This is a genomic window from Kallipyga massiliensis ph2 (assembly GCF_000311985.1).
Lineage (GTDB): Bacteria > Bacillota > Clostridia > Tissierellales > Peptoniphilaceae > Kallipyga > Kallipyga massiliensis.
The window spans coordinates 1,276,356-1,301,309 of the sequence record NZ_HE978585.1 but is presented as its reverse complement, the minus strand read 5'-3'; the positions used below and the strand labels follow the sequence as shown (position 1 = coordinate 1,301,309).

Below are 24,954 nucleotides of genomic sequence, written 5' to 3'. Positions count from 1 at the left end.
GAGGAAACTTTATGGCAAAAGAGTATTACCTTTATGTCAGAGGGCAAAAGGTAAAAGTCAGTGAAGATATTTATAAAGTCTACTGGCGAGAAAAAGAACACGAGAAGTATTTAGAGCAGGTGGACAGAAAAAACCACCTGCTTTTCTTTTCCTCTTTGGATCATGATGGACATTTTATAGATAACATCGCTGATGAAAGCGTTGATGTAGAAAAGATTGTTGAAACACAGATGATGATTGAGGCAGTCAGAAATGCTATATCAAAACTAAACGATGAGGAAAGGGACATCATAGAGCGTTTGTATTTCGATGATGAAACGCTATCAAGCATAGCGAGAGGCAAGAAAGTGAGCTATCAAGCTATACAATGGCAAAAAAACAATATTCTTAAAAAGCTAAGGGTGCTATTGGAAGAATTTATGAAGTAATCGCCTTGTGCATGAGGGCAGATTTTCCTTGTATAAAGTGAAGGGAGATCTGTCCTCTTAATTTAATTGAAGAATTATTTTCAAGAATAACTTAAAAGAAAATCTCTCTGAAAGCCAATAGGCAATTGTTCCTTGACAACTGAATAGACCAAAGGTAGGACTTTATCTACTTGTGGAGGATTATGACTTACGCCATGACCTTTCTGCTGAAAGAAATTTTGGTTTTATGAATACTGAGTAAATCAAGGAAACAAGAAAGCGAGCGATAAATAAGAATACATAAAAACAGATTTGGCAACCTGTTCAATGAAGCAAGTAGTGATAATGATACTTCAATAGTTTAAGCCGGCTCGTCTGGAATAAGAGGCGGAGGTGAGATTCCTATGTTGCTGCCAAGCACCTACCAATGTCGTAAAACTTATAAATATATTATAGAGAATGATTCTAAATAGTATTGACAAAATAAAAGATTATTTGAAAGGAGGTAAAACTCGTGAAGAACAAGGTTAATGCAAAAAGATTTGTCAGATATAAGGAAGGTGCAGAACTGTATTCAATGTGTCAGACGAAATTTGAAGAAATAGCGAAAGAAGCTGGTGCGGTTTATAAGCTAAACAAATTAGTCTTAGTAAATTGTGATATTTTAGACGACTATTTAGAGACCTTTCGCATGATGCCCTACCAAACATAAATGTTCTGCAATGGTAAAACGCATTGACAAAACGTCGGACAAAAAGTATAATCAAGTTAGATTGTGAGAAAGGAGCATGATATGAGGAAAATGGGACGTCCTTTGCTTGAAGACCCTATGATTCATAGAGTTACGATTAGAATGACCGAAGGCGAATATCAGGAACTCAGGGGATATGCTAAGTCTCATAATTTGACCATGTCGCAGGCGGTTAAATCAGGGTTAGGGAAGTTATATGCTGACTCCTTGAAAAAATGACGAAAGTTCTCTCTTCTATATGTTGTATAGAAAGGAGAATGAAAGATGTCCGCAAGAAAAGACCCTAAAGGTAGAGCTTTAAGGAAAGGAGAAATTTATAGAGAAAGTGATGGAAGATACGCTTATGGCTATGTAGATCCTTACGGGAAAAGGAAGTTTATTTACTCAAAAGATCTTAAAAAATTAAGGGAAAGAGAAGAAAAACTCTTCAAGGATCAGTTAGATGGCTTAAATGTATATGTGATGGGAAAAGCCTCCTTAAATTTTGTTTTTGATAGGTATATCTCTACAAAATCTGAGTTAAGGGAAACAACTTATACGAATTACACATACATGTATGACCGCTTTGTAAGAGAAGGATTTGGCAAGAGGAAAATTGGAGAAATCAAATATTCTGACGTACTTTATTTTTATTACGATTTGTTGAATGATAGAGGACTTCAGGTAAACACATTAGAAACTATCCATACAGTTCTTCATCCGACCTTTCAATTAGCGGTAAGGGATGACATTATTCGAAACAATCCAAGCGATGGAGTAATGGCTGAGATTAAAAAGAAGAACACTAAGAAGAAGAATATGAGACATGCGTTAACTATTGAGCAACAGAGAGCGTTCATGAATTATATCGCTTCGAGTCCGATATTTGTCCACTGGAATTCGATATTTACGGTGCTGCTTGGCACAGGCTGTAGAATTGGAGAAGTAGTAGGACTTAGATGGTCTGATATAGATATGGAGAAAAGAACCATAGATATAAATCACAGCATGACTTACTATCCAAGGAGAACGGATACCTATAAGTGTGAGTTCAAAGTTTCTTTACCAAAAACAGAAGCAGGCACTAGAATCCTGCCTATGATGCAACCAGTTTATGAGGCTTTGCAATCGGAGTATGAAAGACAAAAAGAAGATGGCTTTTGTACAGCAGTTGTTGATGGCATGAGTGGATTCATTTTTTCAAACCGTTTCGGTATGATACATAATCCCGCAGCAATCAATAGAGCTATTAGAAGAATTCTAGGGGCTCATAATGCTGAAGAAATTGTCAAAGCCAAGAAGGAGAAAAGAGAGCCTATAATAATTCCACACTTCTCTTGTCATCATTTACGCCATACTTTTTGTTCAAGATTTTGTGAAAACGAAACGAACATAAAGATTATTCAAGAAATCATGGGACATGCTAGCATAGAAACGACGATGGACATTTATGCCGAAGTAAACAGCGACAAGAAAAAGGAATCAATAGAAAAATTAACGAAAAATTTGGATGTTTTTTAAGCAAAAAAATAGAAGTTGAATTTGTGGTTTGAAAGGACAACAATTAAGTCTGAGGACAACACAAAAGACAACAAATTTCCAAATTATACTGCCGAATAGTACTTGATAATACTTTTATCAAAATGCCTAAATTGTTGATATTACAGAAGGATGGGGGATAATATGTTAAATGAGGAACAATTCCCGACCATGAAGCCTCTGGGGCTGGGAAATGGGGGAAAGAAGGAGGATGGTCCATCAGAAGGCCTGGATATTCCCTATCTGAAGGCCGAAGACCTTGATTTTTCCAAAGTAAAAATAGAGCCTCTTTTTGAAGAAATGGTGGACTTTGATACTTTCTCCAAGATGGACCTCCGTGTTGTCAAGGTCAAGGACTGCCAGGAAGTGCCCAAGAGCAAGAAGCTCCTCCTATTTAAGTTGGATGATGGAAGTCAAGAGGGCAGGACAATCTTGAGCGGAATCCGGGATAATTATGCCCCAGAGGACCTGGTAGGCAAGACCCTCCTGGCCATCTGCAACATTCCTCCCCGAAAGATGATGGGGGTGGACTCCGAGGGCATGCTTCTCTCGGCCATTCATGAGGAAGAAGGGGAAGAAAAGCTCCACCTCATCATGTTGGATCCCAGGATCCCGGCAGGTGCAAAACTCTATTAAAAATAGTGCGTCTCTTTCACCGGCGGGTGAGCAATCAAAGTTCATCCGCCGAGGAGAGAGTTGAGTTTTCTCTTGAAAACAAGTACCATAGAAAAGGCACACAAGAGGACGGTTTTTTTTTCAGAAAAGCCCAAGCTAAACCGCTGGATAATAAGGGGGATGGATGATAATCTACACGGATACAGCTTCAGATATGACCAAAAAAGATGCAGAAATCCGCGGTCTTTCCCTTTTTGATATCGGTGTTGACTTTCCGGACGGGGTCTTTTCCTTCCAGGTTGAAGAGGACAAGGACCGGTTTTTCCGTCGTCTGGAAGAATCCGGAATAGCAAAAACCTCTTCTCCTTCCATCGGATCCATGATCCGGGTTTTTGAAGAAGGGAAGAAAGCGGGAGAAGAAATTGTCTATATCACCATGTCCTCCTTCCTCTCCTCAACCTATGAAACGGCTCTTCAAGCCAAGGAAATTGTCGGTTATGGGGGAATCTATGTTGTCGACTCCCATATGGTCTGCAAGGGCCAGGCCCTGATGGCCGAATGGGCTGTGAAGATGAAAGAAGAAGGAAAATCCAGTCAGGAGATTGTCGACTGGGTGACAATGCGTAGGGACGATTTCCGTTATATGGGTACTTTCATGGGCCTGGACCACCTAGTTAAGGGCGGACGACTGCCTGCAGCCGTTGGTCTGGCAGGAAAGATGCTTAACATCAAGCCGGTCGTCTCCATGGATGGGGGAGTACTTGGCCTTTACGGAAAGGCGCGTGGAATCCGGGCATCCATCAAGAAAATTCTTGACCGCTATCATTCGGAAGAAGTGGACCCGGACTTTCCGGTCTATTTCATCTATACCTATCCCGGGGAAGAGGGAAAAGAATTTATCGACTATGCCCAAACTCTTTTGGGGGACCACAATGGCGAAATTGCCCAGATGGGCCCGGTCGTCGGGACCCATATCGGGCCGGGTTGCTTTGGATTAGCCTACGTCGTCCGCCATCAGGAGGAATAGGCCACCTATGTAAAATGCAGTAAAAAAACTTGTGAAATCCACTTGCATTCCACCGAGTCACCTGTTATACTATGTGAGTCACTGTGATGGAGGTCCGGTGTAGGAGACCCTCGCTTGAGGGCCTTTCTATTCTAACAGCGTCCAGTATGCCTTGTTAGCTCAGCTGGTAGAGCGCGCGGCTGTTAACCGCGTTGTCGTAGGTTCGAGTCCTACACAAGGCGTTTGCCGGGGTGGCGGAATTGGCAGACGCAAGGGACTTAAAATCCCTCGATCTGGATAAGATCGTACCGGTTCGACCCCGGTCCTCGGCATCTGCAGTTCTTAAATGCGCGGGGTGGAGAAGAGGTATCTCGTCGGGCTCATAACCCGGAGGCCGCAGGTTCGAATCCTGCCCCCGCAATCATCTCCGCCACCGAAATTACTTAAATATCTTTGGCGGAGTAGCTCAGCTGGCTAGAGCATTCGGTTCATACCCGAAGTGTCAGGGGTTCAAGTCCCTTCTCCGCTATTTAAGGCCCTATGGTCAAGCGGTTAAGACATCGCCCTCTCACGGCGGTATCCCGGGTTCGAATCCCGGTAGGGTCATTGGTCACATTTGGCCCGGTAGTTCAGTCGGTTTAGAATGCCAGCCTGTCACGCTGGAGGTCGTGGGTTCGAGTCCCATCCGGGTCGTTTTCAATAAGGGCGAGTACCGAAGTGGCCAAACGGGACGGACTGTAAATCCGTTAGCTTAGCTTTCAGTGGTTCGAATCCGCTCTCGCCCAATTCAATATGCGGCAGTGGCTCAGAGGTAGAGCATCGCCTTGCCAAGGCGAGGGTCGCGGGTTCGAATCCCGTCTGCCGCTTAAACTTGAAATAAGTGTCAGTCTATCCTATAATGTAAGAAGGCTAGGCCACCACTTAAAAAGCAGTCTCTTCCGCTTATGCGGGTGTAGCTCAGTGGTAGAGCTCCAGCCTTCCAAGCTGGCTACGAGGGTTCGATTCCCTTCACCCGCTTGTTCAGAAAAATTGATATGTGCCATTAGCTCAGCTGGATAGAGCGTCTGGCTACGGACCAGAAGGCCTGGGGTTCGAATCCTCAATGGCACGTAAACCGCCTGTATTTACAGGCGGTTTTTTTTTAAGAAAAAAGCCGGGATTCTTTCCGATTTCGCCCAGACAAAGTCTGATTTTTTGATATACTATTAAATACCGTAATAAAAGCATTTTCATGGAAGGGAGGGAGACAATGCTTGATCGATTAGAAGATCTGGAAGAAAGCTTGGAATATCAATTTCTTTTTGAAAGTGATAGCGATTCCATTCACCTCCTTCTTTCCATGATGGATTTGGACCATCCCTCTTCCAACCTCCAGCCCCGCTATGTCCTGATGAAGGCCATCAACACCTCTCTCTTCCGGGCCCTTGCGGACCGGAAGGACCGGTATTTCATCATGAGGTCCATCCAAAAACTCATCAATGACGATGTTCACCGCTTTGAACTGGCCATCTGTCTGAAAGCTTATCCCTTAGGAAGGGAAGAGTCCATGGATTGGGTGGATAAGCTGGAGAGGGTAGCCTTGGAGACCTACACCCCCCAAGAGCTCAAGCACCAACGGATCCTCTTTCAAACGGCCAAAAACGGCCCGGCTATGGCGGTGAAGAGTCAACTTTACCACTGGCTTAAGGTCCAAACCAATAATTATAAGGATCTCTACCGTTTCTGTAATGTTTTTAGCCAGAAAGTCGTCAAGGGAAAGATCTACCAGGTCAACCACCACCTGGACCGGCAGATCGTTTTGGACTTTGACCATCTTTCCCAACTGACCTCGGAAGAGTCCATTTTAACTATAAAAGATCTTAATTTTATTTATCGGAAATTCCGTCAGTACCTGGCTTCCAATGCTTGTCGGATTTATAAAGACAATATCTGGAACGGGATCAACGATGCCGTTCTGGAAAGGTATATGCGGTGATCCTTCTGGGTATCGATCCGGGCCTAGCCTTAGTGGGTTATGGTGTTATCCGGATGGATGGGGGAAAGATTACCCCCTTGGAATACGGCTGCATCGAAACTCTGGCCGGAACCCCTCTGCCGGAGCGTTTAGGGATGATCGACCGGGAAATGGGAAAACTGATCGATGAATACAAGCCGGATCAGATGGCCTTTGAAGAACTCTTTTATTACCGAAATAAGACGACCATCATTTCTGTGGCCCAGGCCCGGGGAGTGGAAATTCTGGCCGGGGTAAAAAGAGGATTGCCCATTTACGAATTCACCCCTCCACAAATCAAACAGGCCATTACCGGCTATGGACGGGCGGATAAACTTCAAATTCAGCGTTCCATTCAAGCCCTACTTGGCCTGACGGAACTTCCTAAGCCGGATGATGCGGCGGACGGATTGGCGGTTGCCATGACCCTGGCTTTTTCCCAGCGTTTCAGAGAAGACTATCGAATGGAGTAGGCATGATTTCTTATATCAAAGGCGAGGTCACCGAATTGGACGAAGAAGGCCTGGTCATCGAAAACAATGGAATGGGTTACCAGCTTGCGGCATCTGTTCAATCGATGTCGCATTTTCGTGTGGGGGAAAGCTATAAAATCTATACCGTCCAGGTGGTTCGGGAGGACGACATCAGCCTATATGGTTTCTATGAGGAAGAAGAAAGGACCCTTTTCCTCCTTCTCAACCGGGTTTCCACTATCGGCCCAAAGGTTGCCCTCTCCATCCTCTCCGCCTTGACGGTGGATGCTGTGATTGGAGCCATCCTCAACAACGACCCCAAGACCCTGGCCCGGGCTCCCGGGGTGGGGGCCAAGACGGCTTCCCGGATCATTTTAGAACTGGTGGACCGGGTCAAGAAATTGGGCTACCAGGTCCAGCCGGAAGAAGCCCGGCCATCGGCCGATCCCGGTGATTCCCAGAACTACCAGGTGGCCATCCAAGCCCTCCTCAACCTGGGTTATGCCCGCAACGAGGCGGAACACGCCCTCAGGGATTGGAATCCCGAGGAAGCCCTGGAAGAAGGAATCCGCCACGCCCTCCGTCGTCTTTCCTAGGGGATAGGCGATTCATCGGAAAGGAGGAAAGATGTCTGAAAGAAATGGCCACCGGATTGTGGGACCCGGCCTGAGCAAAGAAGAAGTTCCTTTTGAGGGGTCCATCCGTCCACGTTGGCTCAATGAATATATCGGTCAAAAAAAGAATAAGGAACAGTTAAAGATTTACATCGACGCTGCCCTGAAAAGAGGTGAGGCCTTGGACCATATCCTTTTGGCAGGCCCTCCGGGTCTAGGGAAAACCACCCTGGCCACCATTATATCCAACGAAATGGGGGCCAATATCAAAATTACATCCGGCCCGGCCATCTCCAAGCAGGGGGACCTGGCCTCCATCTTGACCAACCTCCAGCCGGGGGATATCCTCTTTATCGACGAAATCCACCGGATTAACCGGAATGTGGAGGAAGTCCTCTATCCGGCCATGGAGGACTACGCTCTTGACCTCATGGTCGGGAAGGGAACCATGGCCCAGAGCCTCCGCCTGGACTTGTCTCCTTTCACCCTAATAGGAGCCACCACCCGGGCCGGCATGTTGTCCTCCCCTCTACGGGACCGTTTTGGCGTCCTCATGTCTCTCCAACTCTACGACAGTGTGGACCTGGCCCAAATCGTCAGCCGGTCAGCCTCTCTTTTGGGGGTGGAGATGGACCCGGATTCGGCCCATGAGATTGGCCTTCGGTCCAGGGGAACCCCCCGGGTGGCCAACCGCCTCCTCCGCAGGATCCGAGACTATGCCCAGGTCAAGGGGGATGGTCGAATCACCCTTGAATTAACCCGGAAGGCCCTGGAAATGTTGGAGGTGGACCGGCTGGGACTGGATAAAAATGATGAAAAAATTATACGGATCCTGGCCTCCCACTTTGGAGGAGGACCTGTGGGTATCGACACCATGGCGGCTTCCGCTAATATGGAGGCGGGGACGATTGAAGAAGTCATTGAACCTTACCTCCTCCAAATCGGCTTTTTAGTCCGGACGGCCCGTGGCCGGATGTTGACCACCAAGGCCTATGACCATTACGGTCTACCCAGGCCCGACCATATCGGCAAGCCGGGAGATAGGGAAAAGCCCCCGGAAGAAGAGGGCCAGGTGGAGATGGATATTCTTGAAGAGGAATGAGAAAGAAGTTTTATGAAAACCAGTGAATTTGATTATCAACTTGACCCGGCATTAATTGCCCAACATCCTACCGACCGGCGGGAGGACTGCCGGCTCATGGTCATGGACCGGTCGACCGGGGCCCTTGACCATGGCCACTTTTATGACCTCCCTCGGTTCCTGGAACCGGGGGACACCCTGGTCCTGAATGATACCCGGGTAATTCCGGCTAGACTCTTCGGTCACCGGCCGGGGAAGGGGGAGAAGGTGGAAGTCCTCCTCCTTCGGAATCGTGAGGGGTCGGTTTGGGAGTGCCTGGTCAAGCCGGGTAAGAAAGTGAAAGAGGGACAAGTCCTTGAATTTGGCGAGGACCAAGAATTGACCGGAAAAGTCTTGGACATCATTGAAGAAGGCCAGCGCCTGATCGAATTCCACTATGAAGGAATTTGGGAAGAAGTCCTGGACCGACTGGGGAATATGCCCCTCCCTCCCTATATCACAGAAAAGCTGAAAAACAAGGAGGACTACCAGACCGTCTATGCCCGGGTCAATGGGTCCGCAGCAGCGCCCACAGCCGGCCTACACTTCACCAGGGAACTTCTGGATGACTTGGCCGCTATGGGGGTCCATATCGCCTATTTAACCCTCCATGTCGGCTTGGGGACCTTCCGCCCTGTCAAGGAGGAAGAGGTCGAAGACCATGCCATGCATTCGGAATACTATGTCCTCCCCAAGGAAACGGCTGAACGGATCCGCCAGACTAAGGCGGAAGGCCACCGAGTCATTGCCGTGGGAACCACAGTGACCCGGACTCTGGAGTCGGTGATGAAGAAAAAGGGGGAGATGGTGGAGGATTCCGGCTGGACCGATATCTTTATCTATCCCGGCTTTGAATATGAGGCCATCGATGGGATCATCACCAACTTCCACCTCCCCAAATCGTCACTCATTATGATGATTGCCGCCTTTACCGGTAAGGACAAGATTATGAATGCTTACAAGACAGCCAATGATATGCGCTACCGCTTTTTTTCCTTTGGGGATGCCATGCTGATTGCCAATTTTAAACAGGATGGGGAAGACCATGACTAGACCGGTTTCTTTTGAACTCCAACACCAATCCAAGGACTGTGGAGCCCGGGCGGGGATCCTCCACACTCCCCATGGAGACATCAAGACCCCGGTATTCATGCCGGTGGGGACCAAGGCTACGGTCAAGACCATGACTCCGGAAGAGCTTAAAGATTTGGGCGCCCAGATTATCCTGGGCAATACCTACCACCTCTTCCTCCGTCCCGGCATGGACATCATGGAAAAGGCGGGGGGACTCCACAAATTCATGCACTGGGATAAGCCGATCTTGACGGACTCGGGGGGATTCCAGGTTTTCTCCCTAGCCAAGCCCCAGGATATGACCGAGGAGGGGGTGACCTTCTCCTCCCATATCGACGGATCCCTCCAGCACATCAGCCCGGAAGTCTCCATCCAGGTTCAACAGGTTCTGGGTTCGGATATCATGATGGCCTTTGATGAATGCGTATTCTATGAGGCGGATTGGGCTTATACGGAGGCCTCCATGGAAAGGACCCTCCGCTGGTTGGACCGGTGCATGGAAGCCCACACCCACTCCAACCAGGCCCTCTTTGGCATCGTTCAGGGGGGATTTTTTGAGGACCTGCGGGACCGGTCCCTCCGGGAAACAACGGCCCGTGACCTGGACGGCTACGCCATCGGAGGCATCTCCGTGGGCGAACCCCATGCCGACTTTACCCGGATCCTGAATTATACGGCCCCTAGGCTGCCGGAGGATAAGCCCCGCTACAACATGGGGATCGGAAGTCCGGACTACCTTTTTGAGTCGGTCCAGGCGGGGATTGATATGGCTGACTGCGTCCTACCCACCCGGGTGGCCCGAAATGGCCTGGCCATGACCCACCGAGGAAAAGTGACGGTCAGAAATGCCGCCTACAAGGAAGATTTCGGCCCCCTGGATCCGGATTGCAATTGCTACACCTGTCAAAACTACACCCGGGCCTATATCCGTCACCTCCTCAATGTCAATGAGATCCTGGGAGCCCGCCTCTTGACCATCCATAACCTCCATTTCCTCATCTCTCTGATGGATCAAATGAGAAAAGCCATCTTTGACGACCGGTTTTTAGCCTTCAAAAAAGACTTCCTCAGGGCCTATGGTGAGGAATAGGCCCTCCTTGCCAGGGACTTGTTTCTTTGGATATAATAGAGGCGTTGAAGAAAAATAGAGAAGAAAGATATTTCGTTTATCATGTAAAAATAAAGGAGAATCAATATGCCCCAAGGTAGCCAATCCATTTTAATGTTTGTCGGAATGATCGCCATCTTTTACTTCTTAGTCCTCCGTCCCCAGAAGAAGAAGGCCCAGGAAGCCCAGAAAATGAAGGATGGAATGAAAATCGGAGATACCATTGTCACCATTGGCGGGATCCGGGGACAGGTGAGCCGGATTACTGAGGATTCCTTCTTTATCAAAACCGGTCAGGATGGCCAGGAGATTGAATTCTTAAAGCAGGCTCTTTCCTACATCGTAAAGCCGGTGGCCGGATTCGACGCGGGCAAGGCGGAAGAAGACGAGAGAACCAATGCCGACCGCCTGGCCAGGGAAGAGGAAGAAGCTTCCTTCAATCGGGGTTTGGATGACCCGGATGAGGACCGAGGAGACAGCGACCTTTAAGAAGTGGATAGAATAGACCTAGAGGCGGAGGATTCCGTCTCTATTCTTTTTCAGAGGAGGAAATGTGGCAGATTGGTATATTAAGAATCATCGTCGAGAAGCAAAACGCTTGAAAGAAGAAACCGGCATGTCAAGCTTGGCTTCCCTTCTTCTGGCCAATCGGGGAATTCGGACCTATGAAGAAGCCAAGTCCTATTTTTCTCCGGATCTTTCGGGACTTCATGACCCCTATCTTTTCAAACAAATGGAATTGGCTGTCTCCGCCATCATGGACACCTTGTCCTCAGGTCTTCCCATCCGGATCATCGGGGACTATGACCAGGACGGGGTGGCAGCCACAACTATCCTGGTCAAGGGCCTCCGTTCTCTTGCTCGGGAGATGGGGGAGGATCCCTTCCGGGCAGTATCCTATGCCATCCCTGACCGGATCACGGATGGCTACGGGATCAACCGCCGACTGGTGGACCAGGCCAAGGAGGAGGGGGTGGCTCTGATCATCACTTGTGATAACGGGATTGCCGCTTTCGATGCCCTGGACCACGCCCTGGAAGTGGGGATTCCGGTGATCATCACTGACCACCACCAGATCGAGGAAGAAGAGGAGGAAGGAGAGGTTCGGGAGAAGGTCCCTCCCTGCCTGGCCTTCCTCAACCCCCATTCCAAAGAGTCCGGCTATCCTTTCCCTGACCTCTGCGGGGCCGGGGTAGCCTTCAAACTCATCCAAGCCATTTACCAGGGACTGGGCGAAGATCCTGACCGGATCCGTCCCCTCCTTGCCTATGCCTGCCTGGGGACCATCTGCGACGTGGTCCCCCTCCAAGGGGAAAATCGAGTCCTGGCCAGTCTTGGACTATCAGTCATCAATGAGAGCCCGGATCCCGGCATCTCCGCCCTCCTCCGACATAACAGCTGGGATAAGGAGGTGGACACCTATGTCGTGGGCTTCATCATCGGGCCTGCCATTAACTCTTCCGGAAGGCTCATGACGGCCAGGCTGGGCGTGGAACTCTTTTTAGAAGAAGATCCGGATACCATCGATGCCTATGCGGAGGAGCTCGTTGCCCTCAACAATGAGCGGAAGGAGATGACCCGGGCCGGGGTGGAAAAGGCCACTGAACTAATTAGAAGTCAAGAGAAGTTGGACCAGGTCCTGGTCCTCTACCTCCCGGAAGTCCATGAATCCCTCTGTGGCTTGATTGCCGGACGGATCAAGGACCTCTTCTACAGACCCTGCCTGGTCTTCACGGATGCTGAGGAAGCCGGAGAAGGGGAGGCCCTGGTCAAGGGGTCCGGCCGGTCCATAGAGGCTTATAATATTTTTGAGGCCCTGGACCGTCACCGGGAGGATTATGTGGCCTTTGGGGGCCATGCCATGGCCTGTGGAATGAGCCTTTATAAGAAGGACCTGGACCGGATGAAGAAAATTTGGAACCAAGAAGCCGGTCTGGGTCCGGAGGAGCTCACTCCCCGGATCGGCCTGGATGCCGCCCTCCCCCTATCCATGGTCAAGGCCCCCGTCATGCGGATTTTGGACCATATGGCGCCTTTCGGGGCCAATAATCCCAAGCCCATCTTTGGGACAAAAAACCTCAACGTCCGACAATTCCGCCTGGTCGGAAAGAATAAGACCGTTCTTCAAGTCCGCTTTGATGACCAGGGGACCTTGGTCAATGGGGTCCTTTTTCAGGCGGATGAAAAACTCAAGAGCCTGGCCCAGGAGGGACCGGAAGGGGCCATTGATGAACTTCTCGCCGGAAAGGACCTCCCGGTGACCTTTGATATTTGCTACCAGCCGGGCTGGAATGAGTTCCAAGGGAAGAAGACCATCCAGATCAAGCTGGTGGACATCCGGTTCAGCCGGGGCTTTTCCCGCTCATCAACCATGAGATATGGTAAAATGAATAGATAATTCCACATCTATTCCATTCCCTGTCCTGACCACCCCGGGCATGGGGAGTCGTCCATAGGAGAAAGGAGGGACCATGACTATCGACAGCTTGGTCGAAAAAATCCAAACCTATAACCCGGATTGCAATGAGGCACTGATTCGCAAGGCCTATGCCTATGCGGACCAAGCCCATTCGGGCCAGGTCCGGAATTCCGGCGAGCCCTATATTACCCACCCCCTCCATGTGGCCTATATTTTGGCGGAGCTCAAGATGGATGATCCCACCATCTGTGGAGGCCTTCTCCACGATGTCCTGGAGGATACGGAGATCAGCTACGAACAGATGGAGGACGACTTCGGGTCGGAAATCACCACCTTGGTCGATGGGGTGACAAAGCTGAAAAAGATTGCTTCGCGGTCAAAAATCGACAACCAGGTGGATAACTATCGGAAGATGGTGATGGCCATGGCCAATGATATCCGGGTAGTCATCATCAAACTGGCTGACCGCCTCCACAACCTCAGGACCTTGGACTATAAGGAAAGGCCTAAGCAGATTGAAAAGGCTAAGGAAACCATAGAAATATACGTCCCCATTGCCCACCGTTTGGGGATCTTTGCCATCAAGTCGGAGCTGGAGGATCTCTGCCTCAAGTACCTGGATCCCCAGGCCTATTATGAGATTGCAGAACTTGTCGATAAGAAACTGGAAGACCGGAAAGAGGAAATCGAACGGATTGAGGACATGCTGAGCCAGAAGCTGGATGAGCTGGGAATGACCTACGAAATTACCGGCCGGCCGAAAACCCTCTACTCCATTTATAAGAAGATGTACAAGCAGGACAAGTCCTTTAACGAGATCTTTGATATCACGGCGATCCGGGTGATCGTGGATACCGTGTCCGATTGTTATTCCGTATTAGGTGTGGTCCATACCCTCTGGAAGCCCATTCCCAAGCGCTTCAAGGATTATATCGCCATGCCCAAGCAGAATATGTACCAATCTCTCCACACCACAGTCATCGGCCAGGACGGTCAGGTTTTTGAAGTCCAGATCCGGACCTGGGAGATGCACCGGACGGCGGAATTCGGGATTGCCGCCCATTGGCAGTACAAAGAAGGAGCCAAGAAAAAATCCGAATTCGATGAAAAACTCACCTGGGTCCGCCAGCTCATGGAATGGCAGAAGACCACCACGGATTCCCAGGAATTTTTGGAGACCCTGAAAGGGGACTTCTTCTCCGATGAGGTCTATGTTTTTTCACCGAGAGGGGATGTGATCGAGCTGCCCAGAGGGTCGACCCCCATCGATTTTGCTTACCGGATCCACTCGGATGTGGGCAATGCCTGCGTGGGTGCCAAGATCGATGGCAAGCTCCTCCCCTTGGATACCCAGCTGGAAAACGGCAATATTGTTGAAGTCATTACCTCGAAAAATTCAGCCGGCCCCTCCAGGGATTGGTTGGATATCGTCCAGTCCTCAGGCGCCCGGTCCAAAATTCGTCAGTTCTTTAAACGGGCCAACCGGGATGAGCACATCGAAAACGGCCGGGACATGATTATCCAGGAAGTCAAGAAGGATGGTTATCCGACCAAAAAGGTCATCACTCCGGAAGCACTGGAGAAGCTGGTGGACCGGATGTCCTACTCTTCTCCGGATGACCTTTTGGCAGCGGTCGGCTTCGGGACCCAGTCCCTTGCCGCCATTGTCTCCCGCCTGGAAGACATCTACGATAAGGCCCAGAAGAGGAAGGAATTGGAGGCCATGGCGGAAGGCGCCTTGGCCCAGGCGGACCGGGAAAAGGCCCACACTAGCGACCATGAAGGCCAGGAGAAATCCAATTCGGTTTCCGTAGTGGGCGAGGGGACGGACAATTTGGAAGTCAAGTTCGCCCAGTGCTGCTCACCGGTTCCCGGCGACGATATCGTCGGTTACATCACCCGAGGACACGGGATCACCGTCCACCGGAAGTCCTGCCCCAACATCCGGTCCAACCAATCGCCGGAGAGGCTGATCGAACTCGAGTGGAACAAGATCAACCAGACCACCTTTGATGCCTCCTTGACCATAGAAGCCATGAATGTGTCCGGCTATGTCGCTGATTTGGCCCAACTCATCGTCCAAATGGATATGGAGATGAACGGGATCGAGGCCCGGTCTCGGGAGGATTCCACGGTCATCATCAAGCTGACCGTCCGGGTGGAGGATAAGGACCGGATGGAGGTCCTGATCCGGAAGATCCGGGAAATGGAGCCGACCCTGGCCGTCTACCGGGTTCGGCATTAAAGCGGAAAGGAAAGTTCCCATGAGGATTGAATGCTTCACCACCATGGCAACGGAAAATATCTATCTCTTGACCGATCCGGCAGAAAAACGGGCGGTCATCGTTGATCCCGGCGCCCCTTCTCCTTCTTTGGAGGACCGGGTCCGGGAAGAAGGTATGACCATTGAAGGTATTTTACTCACCCATGGCCACGCCGACCATTTTGGAGGAGCCGACCACTACCGGACCCTCTATGGGGCCCCTATTTGGGCCAGCGAAAAAGAGAAGGACCTCCTTTTGGATCCGGAAATGAATGTCTCCCTGGCCTTTATGGGCAGGGCCATGAGCCTGACCTGCGACCACTATTTCAAGGAAGGGGACCGGGTCACTTCTTTTGACCTGGAGGTCTTGGAAACCCCCGGACACACCGGTGGTTCCGTCTGCTTCCGGGGTCAGAACTTCCTCTTTACCGGGGATACCCTCTTTCAGGGATCCTGCGGACGCTGGGACCTTCCAACAGGAGGGATGCACACCCTCTTCCGTTCTCTGGGGAGGTTGTTTCGCCTGGAAGGGGACTACCGGATTCTTCCGGGACATGGTCCGGAGACCCGACTATCAATAGAAAAAGCCACATCGCCCATTATGGACTATGTGATTATGCAAGAAGACCGTGATCGTAAGCAAGGGAAAGAAAAGGAGTCGTGATGGAAACAGTAAAGGGATTAAAGCGGACCCATTATTGTGGGGACCTTCGTTTAGAAGACCAGGGAAAAGAAGTCACCCTCATGGGTTGGGCCAATAAAACCCGGGACCTGGGCGCCCTCTCTTTTATTGACCTGAGGGATAAGACGGGGATCAGTCAGCTGGTTTTCAATAAAGATGAGAATGAGGCCCTCTATAATAAGTCCAAGGAAGTCCACCAGGAATACGTCTTGGCGGCCAGGGGAGTTGTCCGGGAAAGGTCCTCCAAGAACCCTGACCTTCCAACCGGAGAGGTGGAAGTGGAGTGTTCGGAGCTTCGGATCTTGGATGTGGCCAAAACTCCGCCGATCTATATCAAAGACGATGATAATGCCAGTGAAGAAATTCGCCTAAAATACCGGTATTTGGATCTACGTAAGCCTAGGATGCAGGAGATGCTGACCAAGCGGGCGGAAATCACCCGCCTCTTCCGGGAATTCCTCCATGATCAGTCTTTCGTGGAAGTGGAGACCCCCTTCTTAGGCAAGCCGACCCCGGAAGGAGCCCGGGACTACCTGGTTCCCTCCCGCGTCAATCCCGGCTATTTTTATGCCCTCCCCCAGAGCCCCCAGCTCATGAAGCAGCTCCTCATGATTGCCGGAACCGACCGCTATTATCAGGTCGCCCGTTGTTTCCGAGATGAGGACCTCCGGGCTAACCGTCAGCCGGAATTCACCCAGGTGGATATCGAAATGTCCTTTGTGGATATGGACGATGTGATGGCCATGAACGAAGAGCTCTTGGTCTACCTCTTCAAGGAGTTCAAGGGGATTGAACTGAAACGGCCCTTCTCCAAGATGTCCTATGACGAGGCCATGGCAAAGTATGGTTCGGATAAGCCCGACCTCCGTTACGGCTTTGAGATCCATGACCTGTCGGGAATCGGGGAGACGGCCGACTTTGACCTTTTGAAAGTATCGCCCGAAAATGGCGATGCCGTCCTGGGGATCAACTTCAATGGTTTAGCGGAAAAGTATAGCCGTAAAAAGCTGGACAAGCTGGCCTCCTATGCCAAGGGGATTGGGGCGTCCGGCCTGCTTTGGTTGAAAAAGGAAAATGGGGAAGTGGCTTCTTCTTTCAACAAATTCCTGACCGATGACCTGGTGGCCTATCTTGACCGGGAATTGGACCTCCAAGATGGAGACCTGGCGGTCATGATGGTCGGAGACCGGGCAAAGACCCAGGATTATATGGGCATGGTCCGGATCCATATGGCCGGTGAAAACTTGACCTTCGATCCTGAAGACTTTGCCATGACATGGATTGTGGACTTTCCCATGTTCGAATACTCCGAAGAGGAGGGCCGGTATGTGGCCATGCACCATCCCTTCACCCACCCGGTGGAGGAGGATATTCCCCTCTTGGAAAAGGAACCGGAAAAGGTCCGGGCCAAGGCCTACGATATTGTCATTAATGGAGATGAATGCGGGGGAGGATCCATCCGTATCAACAATGCTGAACTCCAGAACAAGATCTTCCAACTCCTCAAGCTGACCAAGGAGGATATCGAGAACCGTTTCGGCTTCTTTACCGAAGCCCTCCAATACGGAACTCCACCCCACGGCGGAATTGCTTATGGATTGGACCGCCTGGTCATGACCTTGATCGGGAGAGATTCCATCAAAGACGTCATCGCCTTCCCCAAGACTCAGACGGCCTCCGACCTGATGACCCAGGCTCCGACCTCGGTAACCCGGGACCAGCTGGATGAGCTCCATCTAAAAGTAGAAATGGACCAATAGATCCCGTCGAGTTCGAATATTCGACCTGTGAAAGGGGATAGACGATGAAAAACAATGGATTTGTAATGGAAAATAAAGAGGGCCTCTCCCATATTTTAGTCTACCGGGAGGAGGCCTGTGGATCCTGTTCGGCCTCCGGCATCTGCAAGAGCAAGAAGGCCTCTACCCAGTGGGTGAGGAATTCTTTGGATGCTCAGCCGGGGGATACGGTCTCCCTGGATATGCCTGACCACATCTTCATCGGGTCGGTCTTTGTCCTTTATGTCCTCCCCCTCCTCCTCTTCCTGGCAGGCCTCTTCTCCATCTATCTGGCGACGAAGGATGAGGTATTGTCTTTCATCGGAGGCCTGGTGGGGCTGGGAGTCTTTTATATCCTTGCCCGCCGGATTGATCAGTCCGCTTCCAAGGATATGGTCAAGATGGTTCGGATCCTCTCCCAGGAGGAGTTGGGCACCATCGCTTCCTGCTTGGACAAGAAGGGGGACGACAACGATGGCGGAGACCAGGATTTGGGGGTTTCTCATGTCTAGACCGGTTGTCGCCATTATTGGTCGCCCCAATGTGGGTAAGTCCACCCTTTTCAACCGCCTGGTAGGCGGCCGGGTATCCATCACCGAGGATACGCCCGGCGTTACCCGGGACCGGCTCTACCGGGAAGTGGAATGGCAGAACAACTACTTCCTCCTCATGGACACCGGGGGACTGGAGTTGGGATCCGATGACCTCTTTGCCAAGGAAATTGAAATTCAGGTGGATATGGCTCTGGAAACCGCCGATCTTATCCTCTTTCTGGTGGATGGTCGGGAGGGGGTTTCCAACCTGGACCGGATGATCGCGGAAAAGCTCCACAAAGGGGGACGGGATCCCCTGGTTGTCGTTAACAAGGTGGATACCCACCACACCCCGGATACGGTTTATGAATTCTATGAGTTGGGATTCCCCGACATGGCCATCATTTCTGCCGAGCAGTCCTTCGGTTTGGGCGACCTTCTTGACGAAATTATTGACCGCCTGCCCAAGGAGATCAGCCATTCCATCGAATCGGACGCCCTGAAGATTTCTGTCATCGGAAAGCCCAACGTGGGCAAGTCCTCCCTGATCAACCAGCTCCTGGGGGAGAACCGGATGATTGTGACCAACATCCCCGGAACGACCCGGGATGCCATCGATTCCTATTATGAAAGGGACGGAAAGGAATACATCCTCATCGACACGGCCGGCATGCGACGCCAGCGGTCCATCGACAACCTGGTCGAGCGCTATTCGGTCATCCGGACCCTGTCTTCCGTCGACCGGTCCGAAATGTGCCTCTTCCTCATCGATGCCACCATGGGGGTGACGGAACAGGACAAGCGGATTGCGGGCTACGCCCATAACAATGCCAAGGCCTCGATTATCGTTGTGAACAAGTGGGACCTGGTCGAAAAAGAAACCAATACGATGAAAGAGTATGAGGATAAGATCCGCAACGACCTGGCCTTCATGCCCTATGCCCCGGTCGTCTTTATTTCCGCCAAGACGGGCTACCACATCGCCCAACTATTTGAGACCATCAACCGGGTGGATGAGAACTATTCCTACCGGATGCCGACCTCCCTTTTCAACCAGGTTCTCCGGGATGCCACCATCATGAGCCCTCCTCCGACGGACAAGGGCAAGCGGCTGAAGATATACTATGGGACCCAGGTCACCACCCGTCCCCCCAAGATCATCTTCTACTGCAACGATGCCGATATGTTCCATTTTTCCTACATGAGATATCTTGAGAATACCATTCGGAAGAATTTTTCTTTCGAAGGGGTTCCCTTGGTCCTGGAAGCCAGAGAAAGAAAGGAGAGGGAAGAATGAATATTCTTCTTATCATCGGTGCGTATTTATTGGGGTCATTCCCCTCAGGTTACCTGGTCGGAAAGTGGATAGCCAACAAGGATATCCGTCAGTATGGCTCCGGAAATACCGGAGCGACCAATGCCCTCCGGGTCTTGGGTCCCAAGGTGGGCCTGATCACCTTCCTCCTGGATTTTTTCAAGGGGGCTTTTCCATGCTTTTTAGCCCTCCACTTCCATATGTCGGAGTGGACCTTGGCCCTAACCATGATTGCGGTCAGCTTGGGCCATTGCTATTCGGCCTTCCTGGGCTTTAACGGAGGAAAGGCGGTGGCGACCACCTGTGGAATCTACTTCATCATGGACTACCGGATCCTGGTCGTCTTTGCCATTGTTTTCTTTATCCTGGTCTTTGCGACCGGCTACGTTTCCCTGGGCTCCCTCTCTTCCAGCTTGGCGGGAACCATCTTTGCCCTTATTTTCTCTCCCTATGGGGCATGGGTGAAAGTGGCCTTCCTGGCCTTGGTCGCGATCATCTTTTACCGTCATTCTTCGAATATTGGCCGTCTCCTTCGGGGAGAGGAATCATCCTTCAAAAAGAAAAAGTAGGTTTTTATGGTTGACGTCAAGTTTTCATCGAGGAGAAAAATTCTTCTGGCCGGTATCCTTTTTTTCCTGGTCCTGGCTCTTGCCCTCTTTAGCCTCTTCGGGCATACCAAGACCTTTACGGTCATGCCCCAAGAAAGGCTCCAGAGTGCGGAGGAGGGGGAGGGACTCTTTGTCTTCTACCAATATGCCCCCCTTCTTTATTCAGGGGAAGACATGTCCGGACTCGATCTTGATCTCAACCAACGCTATCCTGACCGGACCCCCCTGGGGAAGTTGACGGATTCCCTTCGTTCCAAAGGAAAGGAAATCCTCGACCACCGGGAAAGCCTCCGGTCCAAAGGCGACCGAGTCCAAGCCATTCATTTCCCCATCGAAGGAAGGATGCCCCTGCTCCCTGCAGCCATAGGGGAGGAGGGCGACCGGGAAAATTATCAAACCCCCTTTTCCACCCAGAGCCAGGAGGGAAATCATTCCTACCCCCTTTTAGGGGATGACCGGCCTGTTCCCGACCTGAATGAGAAGGCCAGGGACTGGGAAGAAGACTATATCGAAAGCTGCCTTTCTTCCGGCCAGGTTCTCTCCTCTCCCTATGGGCGGATCATTCTTTCGACAGATGGCTTGGAGGAGTGGATCACCCCCTCTATCCTTTCTGCCCTGGGGCCCGGAGACGTACGAAAAAAGGCCCTGGGTCTTCCCAAGCGACAAGAAGGCCTGACTTTTGTTGAAGACCGGATCTTTTATTTAGTGGTGGACTTGGGCCAGAGTGTGGGGGAGAGGGACTTCCAGCCGGGTCAAGGGGTAAGCCTTCAGATTGACGGATCTATTGACCTGGAAGGGCGTTTGGATCGGATGGTGGAAAGCAAGGAAGGGGAGGCCCTCTACATCTTTTCCCTCCGCCAGGGTTTTTCCAAGATTTCAGGAAAAAGATATTGTTCCGTCAAACTCTTAGAGGACCAGGAAGATGCCTTCCTTCTTCCCATCAATACCGTGGCCAGTGACGAAAAGGGGCAGTCCTATTGCTTCCGCCTGGACCGGACCAATTCTGCTCAAAGAGTTCCGGTCAAAATCCTGGAGAAAAAAGGCGACTATCTTTATGTTTCCGCCAAAGCTCCGGAGGACCCCAAGCTCCCTCGTCTTTCTGCTTACGACCAGGTCCTCTATAAGCCGGCAGCCATCCAAGAAGGAAAGAACTATTAGTTGGGGAAGAAAGGGGATAAGACCATGTCCGTAAAAGAAAACCTTGATGAGATTCAGGACCGGGTCATCCGGTCAGCAGAGAAATTCGGTCACTCCTGGGAGGACATCCACCTGGTGGCTGTGACCAAGTTTGTGGATGAGGACCGGATCCTCCAGGCCTTGGATTGGGGCGTTAAAGAAGTGGGGGAAAACCAAGTTCAGGAGATCGAGCGGAAGATGGAGATCTTCCAGGGAGCCCAAGTCCACATGATCGGCCAACTCCAGTCCAATAAGGTCCGAAAATTAACCCATGGAGTGGCCCTGATCCAGTCTATCGACCGGAAATCCCTTCTCAAGGAAATAAACCGAATTGGCCAAAGAGAAAATATGATCTTCAAAGGACTTATTCAAGTCAATAACGCCAAAGAGGAAGGGAAGGGGGGAGTCTACAAGGAGGACTTACCTGAACTTTTGGACTATGTCGAGAGCTTGGACCACGTCCATATCGAAGGGCTCATGAATATTGCCCCCTTTTTGGATGATCCGGAGGAGGTCCGTCCTTACTTCCGGGATATGCGAAATTTATTCGAAAAAATCAGCCAGATAAGCTATAATCAAATCAAAATGAATATATTATCGATGGGAATGACTCACGATTATGAGGTTGCCCTGGAAGAAGGGGCCAATATGGTCCGGATCGGGCGGGCTATTTTCGGCGAGAGGGATTACAGCAAATAAGGAGGAAGCATGGGATTTTTTGACAAGATGAAGAATGTCATCGGCGTAGAGGATGACTACTATGATGATGATTACACCGATGATTACGACCACGACTACGGTCGGGATGACAAGGAAGAAGTAGAGGCCCAAGAGCCTGCCACTGCGCCTTCCTATTCTTCGACCTATTCCGCCTCTTCCTATAGCTCAGGATCCACCACTAGCCGTCGGGCCTCCAATGTCGTGTCCATGGCGGCAACGAATCCGAAGAGCCGGATCAACATCCATGAGGCTATTGAATATGATGATGGCGCCAAGGTCATCCAGTCCATCGCCCAGGATAAGACGGTGGTTCTCAATTTGGAATTGGTTGAGCCCGACAAAAAGCAGAGAATTTTTGATTTTGTCAATGGCGGTCTCTTCGCCCTGGATGGAAAGATTGAGAAGGTCACCAAGGATATCTACATTCTGACTCCAAAGGGTGTCCAAGTGGATAAGAAGACCAAGGAAACGGTCGAGAAGGATTCTCCCTACCAGCTTTAACGATGATTTCTCTTTGGCATTCCGCACCCCTCCCGGTCGGAATGCCTTTTTTTCATTTTATGTCGTAATATTGGAACACTTTGGGCCAAATATCGGGAAATTCGGGCCTTTTTTCCTGCAAATACCCTTTATGATAAGGATGGTGGTTTATGTCAATTTTGGTGATTAGCTTGGTGGTCATTGTCCTGGACCAGGTCAGCAAGTGGTGGGTGGTTGAAAACCTGGCTTCCGGAAAGAGGATTCCGGTTCTGGGGTCTTTTATGGAATTTTCCTATTTGGAGAATCGGGGGGTGGCCTTTGGAATGGGCCAGGCCCTGGCTCCTTTTTATCCCGTCTTAGCTTTAGCCATTGTTATCGGTCTGCTTTACTTCTATCAAAAAGAACTCAAAGGGAAATCCCGCCTGGTTGACTTTTCCATAGCCTTCATCGTGGGTGGGGCCATCGGCAATGTCATCGACCGCTTGGTCCATTCCTTCGTCGTGGATTTCATCAGCCTCCATTTCGGGACCTATTCCTTCCCCGTTTTCAATGTCGCGGATTGTTTTGTCAGCCTTGGCGTTATTTTTCTTCTCATCTATTTCTTCTTTTTCAGCGAAGAGAACAAAGAGAAAGGAGGGGAAGACCATGACCGTACAGATCGGGAATGACTGGGATGAGATCCTGGCCGATGAATGGCAGAAACCCTATTATCAGGAGTTGAGGACCCTGCTTATTGAAGAATACCGCCACTATAGGGTCTACCCTCCGGCTGACCACATCTTTGATGCACTTAAGTATGTTCCTTTTAAAGACTGTAAAGTGGTTATTCTGGGCCAGGATCCCTACCATGGACCCAAACAGGCCAACGGTCTTTCCTTTTCCGTTCAAAAAGGCGTACCCATCCCGCCATCCCTCCAGAACATTTATAAGGAGTTGGAGGAGGACCTGGGGATCAGCCCGCCCAAGCACGGAGATTTGACGGTCTGGGCCCAGCAGGGGGTTCTTCTGCTGAATGCGTCCTTGACGGTTCGGGCCCATGCGGCAAACTCCCATGCGAATATCGGCTGGCAGGTCCTGACCGATCGGATCATCCGGGAACTGGGCCGGCGAGATAAGCCCCTGGCTTTTCTTCTTTGGGGTCGTTTTGCCCAGTCCAAGGCCAGGTATGTGACCAACCCCTCATCCCTGGTTCTTTCTTCTGCCCATCCTTCTCCACTTTCCGTCTACCGGGGTTTCTTCGGATCCCGGCCCTTCTCGAAAATCAACCGATTTTTAGAAGAAGTCGGTCAGGACCCGGTCGATTGGAGGATTCCGGATGATGAATAAGGAAAATGAGGCTTGGATCGCCTTTGATCTTTTGGAAGAGGAGGAAGTCGGAGACCGTTTGGACCGGGTCCTTGCGGACCGCTTCGAAGACCTATCCCGGTCAAAGATCGCCCAAGCTATCAAAAGAGGGGCTGTTCTGGTCAATGGGGAATCCGTCAAGCCCTCAAGCCCGGTTGCCTATGGGGACCATGTGGACCTGGACCGGGTCTTTTTTGTGAAAGAAGAAATCAAACCGGAAGCCATGGACTTGGACCTGATCTATGAGGATGAAGATCTCCTGGTGGTGAATAAAAAAGCCGGATTGATTGTCCACCCCAGCGACCGGGTCCGGTCAGGAACTCTGGTTAATGGCTTGCTTTACCTCCGGGAGAAAGAGGGTCTCACCCTCTCCAATGTCAACGGAGAAGAGAGGCCCGGCATCGTCCACCGCCTGGATGCCCAAACTTCGGGCCTCATCATCGTTGCCAAAAACAATTCGGCTCATCGGATCCTGGCACAAGCCTTCCAAGACCGGGAGGTCAAGAAGACCTACCTGGCCTTGGTGGAGGGAGACTGGCCGGTAGAGGATTTCCGCGTGGACCTTCCCATAGGAAGGAATCCTGCCAATCCGAAGAAGATGGCTGTGGTTGAAGGAGGTAAGGAAGCCATCAGCACTTTTTCCTGCCTTGCTCACCAGCCAAAGGCCTCCCTCCTGAAAGTGGAAATTAAAACAGGACGGACCCATCAAATCCGGGTCCACCTGGCCCATTGTCACCACCCGGTGGTCGGAGACGGGGTTTACGGATTCCGTAAACAGAAGATCAGGACCAGCCACCAGATGCTCCATGCCTGGAAAGTCGCTTTTTCTCATCCCCGGACCGGTCAATGGGTGAGTTTTGAAGCGGACCCGGATCCGGAATTCCAGCAAGTTTTGGACAAGCTGGGCTTCCCGGAGGCTTGGAAAGGGAGTCAGTGTTTGAATGAATGAAAGGAAAA

General features: G+C 50.8%; 25 protein-coding genes, 10 tRNA genes and 1 pseudogene. All 36 read left to right on the top strand.

The window, feature by feature from the left end; genetic code table 11:
• Nucleotides 1–11 precede the first annotated feature (11 nt).
• The 36 genes and pseudogenes from HGKM_RS05960 to HGKM_RS05785 all read left to right on the top strand — a co-directional run bounded on the left by HGKM_RS05960 (nt 12) and on the right by HGKM_RS05785 (nt 24,946).
• Nucleotides 12–428: an RNA polymerase sigma factor gene (locus tag HGKM_RS05960; protein WP_019134429.1), complete on the top strand. Its 417-nt coding sequence runs from the start codon at nt 12–14 to the stop codon at nt 426–428.
• A gap of 493 nt (nt 429–921) precedes the next feature.
• Complete coding sequence (locus HGKM_RS05955) at nt 922–1,119, top strand: DUF6462 family protein (RefSeq protein WP_009381497.1); 198 nt, start codon at nt 922–924, stop codon at nt 1,117–1,119.
• An 81-nt stretch (nt 1,120–1,200) separates the two neighbouring features.
• Nucleotides 1,201–1,377 carry a hypothetical protein gene (locus HGKM_RS05950; RefSeq protein WP_019134428.1) on the top strand — a complete coding sequence of 59 codons (177 nt, stop codon included), beginning with the start codon at nt 1,201–1,203 and terminating at the stop codon, nt 1,375–1,377.
• Nucleotides 1,378–1,422: 45 nt separating this feature from the next.
• A complete protein-coding gene (locus HGKM_RS05945) occupies nt 1,423–2,658 on the top strand; it encodes a site-specific integrase (RefSeq protein WP_009381499.1) in 1,236 nt (411 codons plus the stop codon).
• Nucleotides 2,659–2,838: 180 nt separating this feature from the next.
• A pseudogene (gene metG / locus HGKM_RS05940) lies at nt 2,839–3,312 on the top strand (methionine--tRNA ligase subunit beta); the annotation flags it as partial.
• Between the two features lie 163 nt (nt 3,313–3,475).
• On the top strand, nt 3,476–4,318 hold the full coding sequence (locus tag HGKM_RS05935; RefSeq protein WP_019134426.1) for a DegV family protein: 843 nt from the start codon (nt 3,476–3,478) through the stop codon (nt 4,316–4,318).
• A 148-nt stretch (nt 4,319–4,466) separates the two neighbouring features.
• Nucleotides 4,467–4,539 (top strand) — tRNA-Asn (locus HGKM_RS05930).
• A 3-nt stretch (nt 4,540–4,542) separates the two neighbouring features.
• Nucleotides 4,543–4,629 (top strand) — tRNA-Leu (locus tag HGKM_RS05925).
• Nucleotides 4,630–4,646: 17 nt separating this feature from the next.
• Nucleotides 4,647–4,718 (top strand) — tRNA-Met (locus HGKM_RS05920).
• A 34-nt stretch (nt 4,719–4,752) separates the two neighbouring features.
• A tRNA-Met gene (locus tag HGKM_RS05915) sits at nt 4,753–4,826 on the top strand.
• Nucleotides 4,827–4,831: 5 nt separating this feature from the next.
• Nucleotides 4,832–4,903: transfer RNA gene (locus HGKM_RS05910), tRNA-Glu, on the top strand.
• Nucleotides 4,904–4,915: 12 nt separating this feature from the next.
• Nucleotides 4,916–4,990 (top strand) — tRNA-Asp (locus HGKM_RS05905).
• Nucleotides 4,991–5,000: 10 nt separating this feature from the next.
• Nucleotides 5,001–5,082 (top strand) — tRNA-Tyr (locus HGKM_RS05900).
• Between the two features lie 9 nt (nt 5,083–5,091).
• Nucleotides 5,092–5,163, top strand: a tRNA-Gly gene (locus HGKM_RS05895).
• Between the two features lie 80 nt (nt 5,164–5,243).
• Nucleotides 5,244–5,314: transfer RNA gene (locus HGKM_RS05890), tRNA-Gly, on the top strand.
• A 19-nt stretch (nt 5,315–5,333) separates the two neighbouring features.
• Nucleotides 5,334–5,407, top strand: a tRNA-Arg gene (locus tag HGKM_RS05885).
• 139 nt (nt 5,408–5,546) lie between these two features.
• Nucleotides 5,547–6,272 (top strand): hypothetical protein, encoded by a 726-nt coding sequence (locus HGKM_RS05880; RefSeq protein WP_019134425.1) that lies wholly within the window; start codon nt 5,547–5,549, stop codon nt 6,270–6,272.
• Nucleotides 6,269–6,763: a crossover junction endodeoxyribonuclease RuvC gene (gene ruvC, locus HGKM_RS05875; RefSeq protein WP_019134424.1), complete on the top strand. Its 495-nt coding sequence runs from the start codon at nt 6,269–6,271 to the stop codon at nt 6,761–6,763. The genes HGKM_RS05880 and ruvC overlap by 4 nt, the downstream gene beginning before the upstream one ends.
• Before the next feature lie 2 nt (nt 6,764–6,765).
• The gene (ruvA, locus tag HGKM_RS05870) at nt 6,766–7,359 is read left to right on the top strand and encodes a Holliday junction branch migration protein RuvA (RefSeq protein WP_019134423.1); all 594 of its coding nucleotides are present in this window, start codon (nt 6,766–6,768) and stop codon (nt 7,357–7,359) included.
• Nucleotides 7,360–7,390: 31 nt separating this feature from the next.
• Nucleotides 7,391–8,479, top strand: a complete 1,089-nt coding sequence (ruvB, locus tag HGKM_RS05865) for a Holliday junction branch migration DNA helicase RuvB (RefSeq protein ID WP_019134422.1) — start codon at nt 7,391–7,393, stop codon at nt 8,477–8,479.
• A gap of 12 nt (nt 8,480–8,491) precedes the next feature.
• Nucleotides 8,492–9,550: a tRNA preQ1(34) S-adenosylmethionine ribosyltransferase-isomerase QueA gene (gene queA, locus HGKM_RS05860; RefSeq protein ID WP_019134421.1), complete on the top strand. Its 1,059-nt coding sequence runs from the start codon at nt 8,492–8,494 to the stop codon at nt 9,548–9,550.
• Nucleotides 9,543–10,661, top strand: a complete 1,119-nt coding sequence (gene tgt, locus HGKM_RS05855) for a tRNA guanosine(34) transglycosylase Tgt (RefSeq protein WP_019134420.1) — start codon at nt 9,543–9,545, stop codon at nt 10,659–10,661. Before queA ends, tgt begins: the two co-directional genes overlap by 8 nt.
• Before the next feature lie 105 nt (nt 10,662–10,766).
• Nucleotides 10,767–11,168 carry a preprotein translocase subunit YajC gene (yajC, locus tag HGKM_RS08300; protein WP_051010854.1) on the top strand — a complete coding sequence of 134 codons (402 nt, stop codon included), beginning with the start codon at nt 10,767–10,769 and terminating at the stop codon, nt 11,166–11,168.
• A 64-nt stretch (nt 11,169–11,232) separates the two neighbouring features.
• The gene (recJ, locus tag HGKM_RS05845; RefSeq protein ID WP_154645933.1) at nt 11,233–13,077 is read left to right on the top strand and encodes a single-stranded-DNA-specific exonuclease RecJ; all 1,845 of its coding nucleotides are present in this window, start codon (nt 11,233–11,235) and stop codon (nt 13,075–13,077) included.
• A 73-nt stretch (nt 13,078–13,150) separates the two neighbouring features.
• The gene (locus HGKM_RS05840; RefSeq protein ID WP_019134417.1) at nt 13,151–15,343 is read left to right on the top strand and encodes a RelA/SpoT family protein; all 2,193 of its coding nucleotides are present in this window, start codon (nt 13,151–13,153) and stop codon (nt 15,341–15,343) included.
• A 19-nt stretch (nt 15,344–15,362) separates the two neighbouring features.
• Nucleotides 15,363–16,025, top strand: coding sequence for an MBL fold metallo-hydrolase (locus HGKM_RS05835; RefSeq protein ID WP_019134416.1), 663 nt, complete (start codon nt 15,363–15,365; stop codon nt 16,023–16,025).
• A complete protein-coding gene (gene aspS / locus HGKM_RS05830) occupies nt 16,025–17,803 on the top strand; it encodes an aspartate--tRNA ligase (RefSeq protein ID WP_019134415.1) in 1,779 nt (592 codons plus the stop codon). Before HGKM_RS05835 ends, aspS begins: the two co-directional genes overlap by 1 nt.
• Nucleotides 17,804–17,847: 44 nt before the next feature.
• Nucleotides 17,848–18,333 (top strand): SoxR reducing system RseC family protein, encoded by a 486-nt coding sequence (locus HGKM_RS05825; protein ID WP_019134414.1) that lies wholly within the window; start codon nt 17,848–17,850, stop codon nt 18,331–18,333.
• Nucleotides 18,326–19,651: a ribosome biogenesis GTPase Der gene (der, locus tag HGKM_RS05820; protein WP_019134413.1), complete on the top strand. Its 1,326-nt coding sequence runs from the start codon at nt 18,326–18,328 to the stop codon at nt 19,649–19,651. Before HGKM_RS05825 ends, der begins: the two co-directional genes overlap by 8 nt.
• Entirely contained in the window at nt 19,648–20,238 is a 591-nt protein-coding gene (gene plsY, locus HGKM_RS05815) for a glycerol-3-phosphate 1-O-acyltransferase PlsY (RefSeq protein WP_019134412.1), read from the top strand. The genes der and plsY overlap by 4 nt, the downstream gene beginning before the upstream one ends.
• Before the next feature lie 6 nt (nt 20,239–20,244).
• Nucleotides 20,245–21,435, top strand: a complete 1,191-nt coding sequence (locus HGKM_RS05810; protein WP_019134411.1) for a biotin/lipoyl attachment domain-containing protein — start codon at nt 20,245–20,247, stop codon at nt 21,433–21,435.
• A 24-nt stretch (nt 21,436–21,459) separates the two neighbouring features.
• Complete coding sequence (locus tag HGKM_RS05805) at nt 21,460–22,152, top strand: YggS family pyridoxal phosphate-dependent enzyme (protein WP_034579763.1); 693 nt, start codon at nt 21,460–21,462, stop codon at nt 22,150–22,152.
• Between the two features lie 9 nt (nt 22,153–22,161).
• Nucleotides 22,162–22,674: a cell division protein SepF gene (locus HGKM_RS05800; RefSeq protein ID WP_019134409.1), complete on the top strand. Its 513-nt coding sequence runs from the start codon at nt 22,162–22,164 to the stop codon at nt 22,672–22,674.
• A gap of 149 nt (nt 22,675–22,823) precedes the next feature.
• Nucleotides 22,824–23,321, top strand: a complete 498-nt coding sequence (lspA, locus tag HGKM_RS05795; protein ID WP_019134408.1) for a signal peptidase II — start codon at nt 22,824–22,826, stop codon at nt 23,319–23,321.
• On the top strand, nt 23,299–23,979 hold the full coding sequence (locus tag HGKM_RS05790; protein ID WP_019134407.1) for a uracil-DNA glycosylase: 681 nt from the start codon (nt 23,299–23,301) through the stop codon (nt 23,977–23,979). The genes lspA and HGKM_RS05790 overlap by 23 nt, the downstream gene beginning before the upstream one ends.
• On the top strand, nt 23,969–24,946 hold the full coding sequence (locus tag HGKM_RS05785; protein ID WP_019134406.1) for an RluA family pseudouridine synthase: 978 nt from the start codon (nt 23,969–23,971) through the stop codon (nt 24,944–24,946). Before HGKM_RS05790 ends, HGKM_RS05785 begins: the two co-directional genes overlap by 11 nt.
• Nucleotides 24,947–24,954: the final 8 nt, after the last annotated feature.